Source organism: Pseudomonas sp. O230, assembly GCF_045447035.1.
Classification (GTDB): Bacteria; Pseudomonadota; Gammaproteobacteria; order Pseudomonadales; family Pseudomonadaceae; genus Aquipseudomonas.
On sequence record NZ_JBJGXN010000002.1, the window covers coordinates 156,928 to 169,759 of the forward strand.

General features: G+C 55.7%; 14 protein-coding genes and 4 pseudogenes. 13 read left to right on the forward strand and 5 right to left on the reverse strand.

The window, feature by feature from the left end; genetic code table 11:
* Positions 1–61: 61 nt before the first annotated feature.
* A pseudogene (locus ACI77H_RS04055) lies at positions 62–175 on the reverse strand (IS5/IS1182 family transposase); the annotation flags it as partial.
* Positions 176–248: 73 nt separating this feature from the next.
* On the opposite strand from ACI77H_RS04055, the gene ACI77H_RS04060 reads away from it, so the two are divergent.
* Positions 249–1,256 (forward strand): class I SAM-dependent methyltransferase, encoded by a 1,008-nt coding sequence (locus tag ACI77H_RS04060; RefSeq protein WP_407010476.1) that lies wholly within the window; start codon positions 249–251, stop codon positions 1,254–1,256.
* Positions 1,257–1,973: 717 nt separating this feature from the next.
* On the opposite strand, the pseudogene ACI77H_RS04065 reads toward ACI77H_RS04060, so the two are convergent.
* A pseudogene (locus ACI77H_RS04065) lies at positions 1,974–2,117 on the reverse strand (DNA adenine methylase); the annotation flags it as partial.
* Between ACI77H_RS04065 and ACI77H_RS04070 the strand changes: the two are divergent.
* The 10 genes and pseudogenes from ACI77H_RS04070 to ACI77H_RS04115 form a co-directional block, all read left to right on the forward strand.
* Positions 2,114–2,782, forward strand: a pseudogene (locus tag ACI77H_RS04070) (phage late control D family protein); the annotation flags it as partial. The pseudogenes ACI77H_RS04065 and ACI77H_RS04070 sit on opposite strands and share 4 nt — an antisense overlap.
* A 55-nt stretch (positions 2,783–2,837) precedes the next feature.
* Complete coding sequence (locus ACI77H_RS04075; RefSeq protein WP_407010477.1) at positions 2,838–3,401, forward strand: glycoside hydrolase family 19 protein; 564 nt, start codon at positions 2,838–2,840, stop codon at positions 3,399–3,401.
* Positions 3,383–3,925, forward strand: coding sequence for a lysis protein (locus ACI77H_RS04080; RefSeq protein WP_407010479.1), 543 nt, complete (start codon positions 3,383–3,385; stop codon positions 3,923–3,925). Before ACI77H_RS04075 ends, ACI77H_RS04080 begins: the two co-directional genes overlap by 19 nt.
* Before the next feature lie 150 nt (positions 3,926–4,075).
* Positions 4,076–4,726: pseudogene (locus tag ACI77H_RS04085) on the forward strand (DNA adenine methylase); the annotation flags it as partial.
* 89 nt (positions 4,727–4,815) lie between these two features.
* A complete protein-coding gene (locus ACI77H_RS04090) occupies positions 4,816–5,091 on the forward strand; it encodes a hypothetical protein (protein ID WP_407010480.1) in 276 nt (91 codons plus the stop codon).
* Positions 5,088–5,309: a hypothetical protein gene (locus ACI77H_RS04095; RefSeq protein WP_407010481.1), complete on the forward strand. Its 222-nt coding sequence runs from the start codon at positions 5,088–5,090 to the stop codon at positions 5,307–5,309. Before ACI77H_RS04090 ends, ACI77H_RS04095 begins: the two co-directional genes overlap by 4 nt.
* Positions 5,306–5,848 carry a phosphohydrolase gene (locus tag ACI77H_RS04100; RefSeq protein WP_407010482.1) on the forward strand — a complete coding sequence of 181 codons (543 nt, stop codon included), beginning with the start codon at positions 5,306–5,308 and terminating at the stop codon, positions 5,846–5,848. The genes ACI77H_RS04095 and ACI77H_RS04100 overlap by 4 nt, the downstream gene beginning before the upstream one ends.
* Positions 5,845–6,219, forward strand: a complete 375-nt coding sequence (locus ACI77H_RS04105; protein ID WP_407010483.1) for a hypothetical protein — start codon at positions 5,845–5,847, stop codon at positions 6,217–6,219. Before ACI77H_RS04100 ends, ACI77H_RS04105 begins: the two co-directional genes overlap by 4 nt.
* On the forward strand, positions 6,216–7,148 hold the full coding sequence (locus ACI77H_RS04110; protein WP_210688958.1) for a hypothetical protein: 933 nt from the start codon (positions 6,216–6,218) through the stop codon (positions 7,146–7,148). The genes ACI77H_RS04105 and ACI77H_RS04110 overlap by 4 nt, the downstream gene beginning before the upstream one ends.
* Entirely contained in the window at positions 7,145–7,420 is a 276-nt protein-coding gene (locus tag ACI77H_RS04115) for a pyocin activator PrtN family protein (RefSeq protein WP_407010484.1), read from the forward strand. The genes ACI77H_RS04110 and ACI77H_RS04115 overlap by 4 nt, the downstream gene beginning before the upstream one ends.
* Before the next feature lies 1 nt (position 7,421).
* Here the strand turns inward: ACI77H_RS04115 and ACI77H_RS04120 are convergent, their stop codons facing one another.
* Positions 7,422–8,546: a site-specific integrase gene (locus ACI77H_RS04120; protein ID WP_210688978.1), complete on the reverse strand. Its 1,125-nt coding sequence runs from the start codon at positions 8,544–8,546 to the stop codon at positions 7,422–7,424.
* Between the two features lie 102 nt (positions 8,547–8,648).
* Here ACI77H_RS04120 and dusA point away from each other — a divergent pair, with 102 nt between their 5' ends.
* Together dusA and tal are read left to right on the forward strand one after the other, a co-directional pair.
* Positions 8,649–9,659, forward strand: a complete 1,011-nt coding sequence (gene dusA / locus ACI77H_RS04125; RefSeq protein WP_407010486.1) for a tRNA dihydrouridine(20/20a) synthase DusA — start codon at positions 8,649–8,651, stop codon at positions 9,657–9,659.
* Positions 9,660–9,837: 178 nt separating this feature from the next.
* Positions 9,838–10,764, forward strand: coding sequence for a transaldolase (gene tal, locus ACI77H_RS04130; RefSeq protein ID WP_407010488.1), 927 nt, complete (start codon positions 9,838–9,840; stop codon positions 10,762–10,764).
* A 158-nt stretch (positions 10,765–10,922) separates the two neighbouring features.
* Here the strand turns inward: tal and rssC are convergent, their stop codons facing one another.
* Positions 10,923–11,405 (reverse strand): anti-sigma factor antagonist RssC, encoded by a 483-nt coding sequence (rssC, locus tag ACI77H_RS04135; protein ID WP_007935262.1) that lies wholly within the window; start codon positions 11,403–11,405, stop codon positions 10,923–10,925.
* The gene (gene rssB, locus ACI77H_RS04140; RefSeq protein ID WP_084323765.1) at positions 11,405–12,586 is read right to left on the reverse strand and encodes a two-component system response regulator RssB; all 1,182 of its coding nucleotides are present in this window, start codon (positions 12,584–12,586) and stop codon (positions 11,405–11,407) included. The genes rssC and rssB overlap by 1 nt, the downstream gene beginning before the upstream one ends.
* Between the last annotated feature and the right edge of the window lie 246 nt (positions 12,587–12,832).

Consider the following 12,832-nt stretch of genomic DNA (forward strand, 5'->3'; position numbering starts at 1 on the left):
AGCGCAAGCATGTTTTACCGTTCATCAAGCTGGTTTGTAGGGGATGGGCTGGCCATACATTCTTGGTTTGGCGCATCTCCGGATCGCGTTTGCTGTCCTCGTTTTTGGTCGAACTGGGCGCGTGAATAATCGTCGCATCGACGATGGTGCCCTGGCGCAGCGAAAAACCTTTTTCCTGCTAATATTCTCGCAACGACTGACTCACAAGGCTATATGTTAATGAGGCCCGCTGGTCGCCAGTGACCTGAATGGTACTGAGTAAGCGCATCCAGAAAAAATACACGCTCGGTTCGGTAGTTTCAGACGAGATCGAATCGTACTGGCACCGGAACGAACACAATCCGCGGGCGTCCTTTGGCGGTTCGCTGCGCTATCCTGGTGATGATAGCGATACCCTGCCACTGGTAAAATCGCGCTATTTCAGGTGTTTAAGCTGTGCCAAACAAAATTGGGTGGCCAAGCTGCATCATGTTCAATTATCTCTAATACAGGTAACACCAAGGATGACCTCGACTCGGCAACCATTCCCGTCAGAATCGTTTGACCTTCTCGCCGCAGAGGAAGCCAAGCATTGGTGGTTTCGCGCCAGAAACAGAGTAATTCTGTGGGCTATGAGAAAATACGTCGGCCCATTTAACCGTTTTCTCGAGGTAGGCTGCGGAACAGCATTTGTTTTAGATGGCGTGAACAAAGCCTATCCTCATTCCAATCTCTACGGCTCTGAATATTTCGAGGAGGGTTTGGTACATGCCAGAAAGAGAATACCCAACGCGACGTTTCTTCAGATAGACGCAACAGTAATGAAGGATGTCTCTCAATATGACGTCATTGGGGCGTTCGACGTTATAGAACACATTGAACAAGACCAACTCGCACTTAACAACTTAGCACGAGCATTAGAGTCGGGTGGCACGTTATTGATTACAGTTCCTCAGCACCAATGGTTATGGTCCGAGGTAGATGAGTTTGCCTGTCACGTTCGTCGATATTCACGCCCTGAATTAATTCAGAAAGTCGAATCCGCAGGGCTCTCAGTAAAATACACTTCATCTTTTGTAAGTCTTTTAGTTCCGTTAATGTGGCTATCACGGGCACGTCCCTCCAAGGGCGACTATGACCCAATGACCGAATTCCACATCCCTAAATTTATCAATAAAAGCCTGGAACTGGTGATGAGGTTTGAGCTGACCCTGATGAAACTTGGTCTGCGACTCCCCTTGGGCGGCTCACTTCTTTTGGTAGCCAAAAAACCTTAAATCAAGGTTTTCGATGGAAAAAAAGCTCTAATTGCTGGGCAAATGACAAGCGAACCGTGATCTAATCGAGAGTCCTTCGACAACCGATTGGGAGTCTGATTTTTCTATTCTGATGGATAAAAAGCTTTATATTAACCCGATTGAGATCAACAATGGCTACTATCGTATTCAGAATGAAACTCACAAAGTAGGCTACGAACGATTTAAGGATAGATACAGATATCTTGCCCCATACGAAGTGATGATCGTCCCGACGCAGACAGTATCAGCAGTAATGATTGATCGCAGTCCAACGACAGAAATGAAATAACCCGGTACAACTAACTTTCTCACGGTTCTTTCATCGACAAGCCTTTAACAAACCGGGGTGCATTTCCCAGGAACGGTGATCAGCGACTGCATCGCAAGTGCGGTGCTAGTCGCCCATAGTTGAGTAGAAACGTCTGAATGGCTGGTTCTGGCCGATTCTGTTGAAAAAGTCGGCCATAGTTTCGGCAGCAGAAAAGTATGCGCCTGAGATTGAAATCTTTACTTTCGGCAGAGGTTACCGGACTCAGATTTCACGTGGCAGCGCCCTAAAAAGGCACTTTCATCGATCGATCTTCTGGTCGTTTCAGAAACCGACTTTTTCAACAGAATCGGCCGACTCCCGCCTGTCGTGACCGACAGAGAGTGGCCAAAAAGGACATTTAGATTAGGGAATATACCAAGGGACACTCAAAACAACCCGCCCAACGCCGCCGGCTCCCAGTTCATGATCACCAACTCTCCGCTGACCTCGGCCTTCCCTTGTCGCTGGTTGGTGTTGGTGTAGCGGATGTCCAGCGTCTCGAAGTGAAAGCCCGCAAACACACGGCGGATGGGCGCCGGGGTGCCCGGTGGCGACGAAAGTCGCCCGGGCGGACCAACTCAGCGAGTCCGATTTCAATTTCATCACGCGCCTGGCCAAACAATATGACTGCACGGCCAAGGTCGCGGACGGCAAGCTGTTGGTGATGCCGCGCCAAGGTGGGCAGAGCGCGAGCGGCAAGGCGTTCGGGGCCATCACTCTGACCCGCAGCGACGTTAGCCGCTGGCAGTTTCGTCTAGGTGATCGCAACACACACGGCAAGGTGGCCACCAAACACCAGGACAAGAAGGGCGGGAAACTCGCGGTGGTGTCCCTGGACAATGATGACGCACCGGACGGCCTGCCCTCGGTGCACACCGACCGCCACATCCACCCGAGTAAGACTGCCGCCGAGTCGGCGGCCAAGGCGCGCTTGGCAGCGTTCAATCGCTCCGGCGCTGGGGTGCGTTTTGAAATGCCCGGGCGCACGGACTTGTTTGCCGAACGGCCGATCAACGCCCAAGGTTTCAAGGTTGGGCTCGATGGCGAGTATCTGGCGGACTCGGTCGAACAGGTTTATACCCAAGCCGGCTGGTCGACCACGGTCGAGTGCAACGGCGGCAACAAGGGCAAGGCCAAAGCCAAGGGCAAGAAAAAGAAGGAGGTGAAGCCGGTCAAGGTTGTCAGTCTCGCATAACGCCACAGCGCACCCACCATCCGCCGCGTGCGGTTTTTTTATGCCCGGAGTTTGTATGTCCATCACTGAGCAACAGCTACAACGCATCATGCCCAACGCCCGCCGCCAAGCGGGCGTTTTTGTTTCCGCCCTCAGCGCCGCCATGGTCCACCGGCAAATCAATACGCCGAAACGTGAGGCCGCGTTCCTGGCCCAGCTCGGTCACGAATCCGGTCAACTGCAGTACGTCCGCGAGCTGGGCGGCGATCAGTACCTGAGCAAATACGACACGGGCAATCTGGCCGAGAAACTGGGCAACACCCCAGAAGCGGACGGCGATGGCCAGCGCTATCGCGGTCGAGGGCTGATCCAGATCACCGGCCGCCACAACTACCTGCGTTGCAGCCTGGCGCTGTTTGGTGATGAGCGATTGCTGCGCACGCCGGAACTGCTCGAACTGCCGCAATGGGCCGCCGAATCCGCCGCGTGGTTCTGGGCGCAAAACGGCCTCAACGAACTGGCCGACCGTGACCAGTTCAATAGCATCACCCGCCGGATCAACGGGGGACTGAATGGTTTGCAAGATCGGTTGCAGCTGTGGGAGCGGGCGAGGGCAGTGCTATGCGTCTCGTCGACTTGATCCCGGCCCAGTACCGGCTGCTTGCGGTGGGTGTGTTGTTGGCCGTGCTGCTCGGTGGTTCTGCCGCGATCGCCTGGCAGGTTCAAGACTGGCGCTACGGCCAGCAGCTCGAACAACAAGCCCGCCTGCAGGCGGAAACCCTCAGTCAACTGACATTGGCCGCAGCCGCCCAGCAGCGTGCCGAGCAAGACAAACGCCTGGCGCTCGAGCAGCGACTGTCAGCCAGCGAACAAACCTATTACCGAGCCCTGAGCGATGCCCAACGTGATCAAGGTCGCCTGCGTGACCGTATTGCCACTGCTGATGTGCGCCTGTCAGTCCTACTCGACGCCACCGAGTCAGCCAGCGGCTGCGCAGTGTCAGCCACCACCACCGCCTCCGGCGGCGTGGTTCATGGCCCCACAAGAGCCCAACTTGACCCAGCGCATGCTCAACGAATTATCGGCATCACCGACGCCGGCGATCGAGGGTTGATCGCCCTGGCGGCCTGCCAGGCCTATGCCAAAGAAGTCTCAACGAAGTGAAAAAGAGCGACCAGGGTGGATGCGTCAACATCCATCCCGGCCGCCGTCCCTGCAGATTGTCCCTGCAAGTCCAGCCAAGGCTCTTGCTCCGTGCACGAAGCGCGGCGAGCCTAGCACCTGTTTATCCATACAGTAAAGGTCTTGCTATTAATGTCCACACCCATCATCCCTTGGATGGGCGGCAAACGCCGCCTGGCCGATCGCCTCATTCCGCTTTTTCCGCCACACGAATGCTATGTCGAAGTCTTTGCAGGCGGTGCCGCGCTCTACTTCATGAAGCCCCAGCCATCGCCGGTTGAAGTCCTGAACGACATCAACGGCGATCTGGTGACGCTGTACCGCGTCGTGCAGAACCACCTCGAAGAGTTCGTGCGCCAGTTCAAATGGGCGCTCAGTTCGCGGCAGGTGTTCGAGTGGCAGAAAATGACCCGCCCTGAAACCTTGACCGACATCCAGCGCGCCGCCCGATTTTTCTACCTGCAGCACCATGCCTTCGCTGGCAAGGTCACCGGCCAGACGTTCGGTACCGCGACGACTGGCCCGGCCATTAACCTCTTGCGGATTGAGGAAAATCTCTCGACCGCCTGGCAACGGTTGTCTGGCACCTACGTCGAAAATCTCCCCTGGCTTGAATGTGCTGAACGTTACGACCGTGCCCATACCTTCCACTACATGGACCCGCCGTATTGGCAGACCGCTGGCTATGGCGTCGATTTCCCCTTCGAGAATTATGAGCGTATGGCGGACTTCATGCGCCGCAGCAAAGGCAAAGTGATGGTCAGCATTAACGACCACCCGGACAGGCACGCGCTCATTACAAGCAATTGTTCTCACACTATGAACGTGCACTGGCCGCCTCGAAACTCGGGGAACCAGCACGTCAAACTCTGTTGGACATAGCAGAAAAACTACGGATCGCAGCCGAAACATTCAGTGCATTTCGTACTGGGAAAAAACTCGAGCGGGACACCATTGAGCTTCGCGATCAAGCGCTCGCCATGGCAGCACTGCTGGATCCAGCAACACAACTGGATTTGTCCAAGGAGAGCGAACATGGCAACGGAAGCATCCATACAAGTTTCGAGGACGCAGAAAAAGCATCTCTGTTTTTTCAACAGCTTCATCTGAAAAACCAACACCAAAAAATGGTTGGAGGTGATGCATGAGTCGTCCTATTTCAATGCTGCGCCTCACCCCCGAGGCGGCCGGCAAGTTACAGCAGCAATGCACCAAAGCCTCCACCGAAATGCAGGAGCTGACTCGCTACCGCAAAGAGTTCGACCGGCAGCTGGCCCTGCTGATTGGCAACGACAGCCTGCGACAACTCCACAAGGACACCAAGAACGCGCTTTTGCTGGCCGATCTGGTTAAGGAGGTCGCATGACTCAGATTCTCACCTCAACCGGCAAACGCTTTGACCTGTATGAGCCGGATGCCGAGCTGATCGACCCACGCGATATCTCCCACTCGCTATCAAATTTGTGCCGTTTCAATGGCCACACCCGCGAGTTCTACAGTGTGGCCCAGCACAGCTGCATGGTCGCCGATCTGGTGCCCGAAGAGGATAAGTTGGCGGCACTCCTACACGACGGTCCCGAGGCCTTTGTCGGCGACATGGTACGACCGCTGAAGGAATGGATGCACGCCTACCAAGATGTCGAGCATTGGATCTGGGAGCGCATCTGCAGCCGTTTCAACCTCGACCTCGCACTACCTGCATCAGTCCACCATGCCGACCTTGTTGCCCTGGCTACCGAACGGCGCGACCTCATGCCCGCCGATCCGGCCGTCTGGGATTGCCTGATCGGCATCGAACCCATGGCCGAAACGATTCGCCCATGGTCCGCCACCGAAGCACGGCTCACGTTTCACCAGCGCTTGATGGACCAACTCGCTATCGAACATCGGAGGAAAGCGGCATGAAGATGGACCTGCATATCACTCAAGCATCGACCGCTTTGCTCCGCACTGCTAATCGTGTCGACACAACTGAAACAAACAGTCTCTGCTGCGCAGCAGCAGGCATTATTGTCCCACTCAGCGCCACTGCCGAGGCGCTTATACCCCACGAAAAGCTGCGCGGGGCAGCGCTCGCTGATGCAACGCTAAACGCTCAGAAACGCCCGCTCGCGCAGCCTGTCGTGGGGTATAAAACCACCTCGCACACTCAAACTATGAGCGAAATAAAGGAGCTTATGACCATTCCCGGCGTCGGTCGAAAACTAGCCGGAAAGATCCATGAAGCAGGCTACCGGTTGGGCCTCAGCGTCGCACAGCAAGGAGAACTTCAATGACACTCATTAGCTCAGACAACCTAGATCTCTGGACAACTGACTCTTTTGAAGACTCTGTCGCCGCAGCCTTGATCACCTGTTTTGAAACCAGAATCAAAAAAAATAAAGGGGCCGGCCCAAATACTCTTACTAATGAGCGGATGGGCCTCATCAGAAGAATCGGTCCCTATATTCCAAGCAACGACAGATTCATCATCGCGCCAAGCACAACCGGCTTTGGAGATTGGGAATTCGATGTTACCAATGACCCTTTACCTACACTGGGATGCATTGGGTTTACCAGAACACGACAAGCCCCGCCCGATGAATATGGTGGTTTTTTTCAAACCACATATATCCGAAAAGTTACCGGTCTGCCCAAGACATGGCACAAACGTTCGGGTGGACAGTTGTATGAAATAATAATAGCCGCAGCGGAAAATGATTTTATCGAGGGTGAACGTTCTTTCTTTTGCATAACGAAAGAAGGCAAAGTTGTCGCCTGTGAACAACGCTTTGAAATCGCTGGCCGGTACAAAACCAGTTACGACCTCACCACGCCAGAAAAGGAACTAAAAGATCGCGAAGCCAGAGCATCCATTGCTTTGCAATTCATAGCCGACAGCCGTTACTGCTGGACTATTGAGGCCCGTGAATCCAACTGCCTCGCTCGCCTGGGTTCAATGCCCGAGCAGATTAAATCCTTGCTGTACGCGAGATCAGTACCGCTGACCGAGACAGGACGAAAACGACCGATACTACACTTGGTGGCGGCTCATCAACGTCGTTTAAAGAATGGTATTGATATCGACATAACTGGATTTCTTAGGGGCGTTCAAACAGTCGAGATAGGTGGAACCTGTTTTACTGTTAGGCCAGCACCAGCACTACTGCCAGACCTATCTGCGGCCAGCAGAAGCAAAGTATCCATGCGCGAGGAGATAGAATGAACACAGCTTTCATTCTTATGGCCCAGTACAATGGCCGGGCCATTATCCCGCTGGAGCAGGTATGCAAGGACTACTTCACGCACCTGACCACCGATATGTTCCAGCGCAAGGTCATGGCCGGACAGATCAAAATCCCGATCACTCGGCTGGAGTCGAGCCAGAAAAGCGCCAAAGGTATCCACATCACTGATCTGGCGGCCTACCTTGATCTGCAACGGGAAGCTGCGGTGAAAGAATTCAACCAGCTCAACGGATACCGCCGAGCCAGTTAACTCACTGCTTACCCCAGGCGCCCAGCTTCACGGGCGCCTGAATGATCCTCTCTAACCACGGCCATTCGGCATAGTGGTCACCTCGTCCGCGCAGATGGGTGTATCTACGTAATGAATTCCAATCCCGATGCCCGGAAACACTGGCCACTCGCGGGATATCCCAGTCCATTTCAAATAACCGGCTCACGCCGTCGTGCCGCAGATCGTGGAAGTGCAGATCTTCAATCATCAGAAACTTGCACGCCTTTGCCCAAGCAGTGGCGATCGATGACGAGTTGTAGGGGAAAATCTCTGCACGCTCCTTTGGCATGCTCTTCAGAATGCGCCAAGCTTCATCCGGGAGGTGACACCAAACATCGTTGCCAATCTTCTGGCCTGGGTTCTTCATGTCCCGCACCATCACCCGCTGACGCTCTTCATCGACGTCCTCCCAAAGCATTCGGCCGATCTCGTCTTGCCTACGCGTGGAGAACAACGCAAAGCCGGTGACTTTGAGCATATTGATCGAACTAGGGCGACGCTGCTGAATACCTACAAAGTGCTCCAGAACCTTATCCAGCTCGTCCTTGGTCGGCCGCCGATCCCGCTCGCGGCTTTTCATGTTGTAACCCAGCTTTCTCAACACCTTTCGAGCATCTGCCATCGCGTGGATATCGACCTCATATCCCCAAGCTGGCCGTGCAATCGATAGGACAGCCCCAAGGTGCGCCAGATCGTTGCCTGCCGTCTGCGGCTGGACACCGCCGCCCTCTTTGCTCATACGCCAGAGTGCAAAATCCACCAATCGCTGGCTGTTGATGGCGGAATCAACGGTCTGGCCAAACTCCGTCGCCGCGATAGCATTTAGAGTGGCTTCCTTGGTTTTACCCAACGGCCGGACTTTCTCCATTTCATCCAGGTACTGCTTGATCATGTCCTGTACGGTGACGCCCTTGCGGTTCGCCCGTTCAATCGCACCAGGCTGATCTAGCTCTGCCTCACGTCGCCGCACCCACGCTTGTGCCGCCTGTTTCCGGGCGAAGGTCTGGCTCTCTTGGTAGACTTGCGCTCCATCGCGAAACAGGCGTATCTGTGCCGTGTAACTGACTGAGCCATCGGTGCGTTTTCGTGCTCTGATCGTTGCCATAGTCGACTGGTACAATTCCGAAAGTGATTGGTACATTGTACCAGCGCCATCGAAAAAACGCCTGAAAACGCCTAAAAACACGCTATAAATACGTTGAGCCAAATGGTACCAAACACCCACTCCAGCCCAGTAAACTCAAGCCCTGCGCTATCTCGGCGGTTTTCCGTTGCACCTATGATGGATTGGACGGACCGCCACTGCCGTTTCTTCCTGCGCCTGCTTTCCAGGCACGCTCTCCTCTACACCGAAATGGTCACCACTGGCGCACTCCTCAACGGTGATCACGAGCGTTTCCTGCGTCACAACGAAGCCGAACACCCGCTCGCCCTGCAACTGGGCGGCAGCGTGCCGCTGGACTTGGCCGCCTGCGCACGCATGGCGCAGGACCACGGTTACGATGAGGTGAATCTGAACGTCGGCTGCCCGAGTGATCGGGTGCAGAACAACATGATCGGCGCGGTGTTGATGGGGCATCCGCAGTTGGTGGCCGATTGTGTGAAGGCGATGCGCGATGCGGTGTCGATCCCGGTGACCGTGAAGCACCGCATCGGGATTAATGGACGGGACAGCTACGAAGAGTTGTGTGATTTCGTTGGTACAGTCAGCGATGCCGGGTGCACCAGTTTCACGGTGCATGCGCGGATTGCGATTCTGGAAGGGTTGTCGCCGAAGGAAAATCGCGACATTCCACCGCTGCGCTATGACGTGGCGGCGCGATTGAAGGTGGATTTCCCACAGCTTGAGATCATTCTCAATGGCGGGATCAAGACGCTGGAGGCCTGTCACGAACATTTGCAGACCTTCGACGGCGTGATGCTCGGCCGTGAGGCCTATCACAACCCATATGTGATGGCCGAGGTGGATCAGCAACTGTTCGGCAGCACGGCGCCGGTGATCAGCCGGGCCGAGGCATTGGCGCAGCTGCGGCCTTATATAGCGGCACATATTGATGCGGGCGGTTCGATGCACCACATCACCCGGCACGTGTTGGGACTGGGCACCGGATTTCCGGGCGCGCGCAAGTTTCGGCAGTTGTTGTCGGTGGATATTCATAAAGCCAAGGAGCCTTTGGCGTTGCTGGATCAGGCCGCGCAGTTGCTTGACGGTCGCTAACGGTCACCCGGGTTGAACCTGCGTCCTTATTTGGCATCGTATTTATCGACACCGCGCCCCGCCATTCAAACAGCCGTTTTCAGGTTGTTGCAGCCGGGGCCTTCGATACGTACATGCGCCCTTGAGTGGCTGTCAGCGCTCGGGTAATGTCATTAGACCCATAGGACAGAGCACGCCCATGACTTCCAAGCTGGAACAACTCAAACAAATGACCACCGTAGTTGCCGACACTGGCGACTTCGAAGCGATCGCTCGCGTTAAACCGGTGGACGCTACCACCAACCCTTCCCTGCTGCTTAAAGCTGCGGCCATTCCCGGTTATGCGGATCTGCTGAACGCGTGCGTCAGCGACTGTAAGGGCGATGTGGGCTTGGCCAGCGACCGTTTTGGCGTCGCGGTAGGGCAAGAGATCCTGAAGGTGATTCCTGGCCGTATTTCCACTGAAGTGGATGCGCGCCTGTCGTTCGACACTGACGCCGTCTTGAAGCGTGCGCACCGCCTGATCGAGCTGTACGAAAAAGCCGGCATCGGCCGTGACCGCGTGCTGATCAAGATCGCTTCCACCTGGGAAGGGATTCGCGCTGCCGAAATCCTGGAAAAAGAAGGCATCCAGACCAACCTGACATTGCTGTTCTCGTTCGCCCAGGCGGCGGCGTGTGCCGATGCGGGTGTGTTCCTGATTTCGCCGTTCGTGGGCCGTATCTACGACTGGTACAAGAAGGCCAACGGCAACGATTACACTGGCTCGGATGACCCGGGCGTGCAGTCGGTGACGCGTATTTACAACTACTACAAGGCCAATGATTACAAGACTGTGGTCATGGGTGCGAGCTTCCGCAACCTGAATCAGATCGAGCAGTTGGCCGGTTGCGACCGCCTGACTATCAGCCCGGACCTGATCGATAAACTGGCGGCGGACACTGGCAAACTGGAGCGTAAATTGGCACCGGGTCATGCCGGCGAAGCGCGCTTGAGCCTGAATGAAGCGCAATTCCGCTGGTTGTCCAACGAAGATGCGATGGCGACCGAAAAACTGGCGGAAGGGATTCGTCAGTTTGCTCGGGACCAGGAGAAACTTGAGGCGCTGCTGCAAGCCAAGCTTTGATCTAGCTCGGCACAATGCAAAAAGGGCGAACCTTGATGGGTTCGCCCTTTTTTGTTTGCGTTTGATTGCTAGTGGCTTCGCAGCTTGAAGAGTAGGTGGTTGCCAGTCCGCCATCGCCGGCAAGCCGGCAGAGGGATCGACCACATCACTTGAAGCAATCAATGACGCTCGAGCGCATTCACCAGATCATGAAACGCTTCACGATTCGAATCATTCAGCCCCATGAGGATCTTGTGCGCTTCGAGCACTTTGATCCGCACCACTTCTTCGGACTGGTCCTGGTCAGGCAAGTCGGTCAGGCACTCAGGGCATGGGATCGGGCGATCAACGATGTTGAACACCTGCTCGAAGCCCATGGACTGCAGCAGACGGGTGATGTCTTCATGGGTGGTGACGACGGTCGGCAGCAGGCCGACTTTCTGCCGCGACAGGATCGACAATTTGGCCAGCAGGCCAAGGGTGGTGCTGTCGATGCTGCGGGTCTCGGTCAGGTCGATCACGATGGCGTTGAAGTTCAACGCCGTGAAGATCCGCTCAATAGTCGCATCCAATGCCGAACACAGGGTCAGGCGAACTTCACCGACGAACTTCAGGACGAAGGTGCCGTCCTGCTCGGCGAACTGGATTCTACCGGTACTCATTAAAGATTCCTGCTCAACACCAACAGGGCGATATCATCCGGCATCTCCCCTAGCGTGGCCAATCCAAAAACCTGCCGCAGCCCATCCAGGGTGCCGCCCGCTGCCTTGACCCGTTGGGGCAAAGCCGCTTCTTTTTCTTTGAGTGTCGGTTCTGGCAAAAGGTCCAGAATGCCATCGGACATCAGCGTCAGGCTGAATGTCGGCGGCAGCTCCAGCACATGATCTTCGTAGGTGGCTTCATTGAAGAGGCCCACCGGCAGACCACGTCCTTCCAGATATCGAACACTGTCTGGCGTGTACAACACAGGCAACGGTAAATGACCACCGATGCTATAGGTCAACAAACCTGTCTCCTCGTCGATGACTCCACCGACCATTGTGACGTGTTTACCCAGCTTACAACTGATCAGTCCCCGGTTGATATGACCAAGGACCTCTGAAGGCTTGAATTCCGGCAATGTGCCGTTGCGCTTGGACTCGAACAGCAAGCGCGTGGTCATGAACTTCAGCAGCACCGTGACGAAGGCTGAAGAGGCGCCATGACCGGATACGTCCGCCAAATAGAACGCTACCCGACGTTCGTCGACCCGAAAGTAGTCAACGAAATCACCCGACAGGTACAACGACGGGATGATCTGGTGCGCAAACTGGAACTCGTCGATGGTCCAGGGGCTGACCGGCAGCATGTTCATCTGCACCTGGCGACCGGCGTTCTGGTCTTCCTGGAGCAGGTTCAGGCTGGCTTCGAGCTCGCGATTGGCCTTTTCCAGCTTCTCGCGGTAGCGCTGGTTTTCCAGCAGCAGACGCGCGCGATCCAGGGCCCGGCGCACAGAGTGCTCGAGCACGGCCAGATCTTCGAGAGGCTTGATCAGGTAATCCGCCGCGCCCAGGCGCAAAGCCTCGACCGCGTCGTTCATCACGCCCGCACCCGAAACCACAATCACCGGGGTTTGCGGTGACCGCTCGGTGACCTGGCGAATGAGTTCGAGTCCGCCCATCTGCGGCATGCGCAGATCGCAGATGACCAAGTCGGGCTTGTCTTGCTCGAATACCTGAAGACCCTGCTGGCCATTGCTGGCCTGCAAGACGCTGAAACCACTGTCTTCCAAATAGGCGGCGAGGCTCGCGCGCACTACTTCGTCATCATCGATTATCAGCAGCGTGGCACTGGTTTTTGGCATGTGGGCAAACGGCGCCAGAATTAGGTTGGCGTAGCAGGCTGGGCAATTGCCCCCGCACACACTACTGGATTCGCTTTCTAGCCTCTCTGCTGCACCGCTTTCGAGCATTTGCCCTACTCACAGGCACACCAGAGGTGCCCTTCTAAGGCGCAGACGGTACTCCCATCCGCGGGGCGTTTCAAGCTCACGCCGATGGTCGCTTGACGTCTTTACTTGTCAAATCACCGGGAGTTATAAGAACAGGCA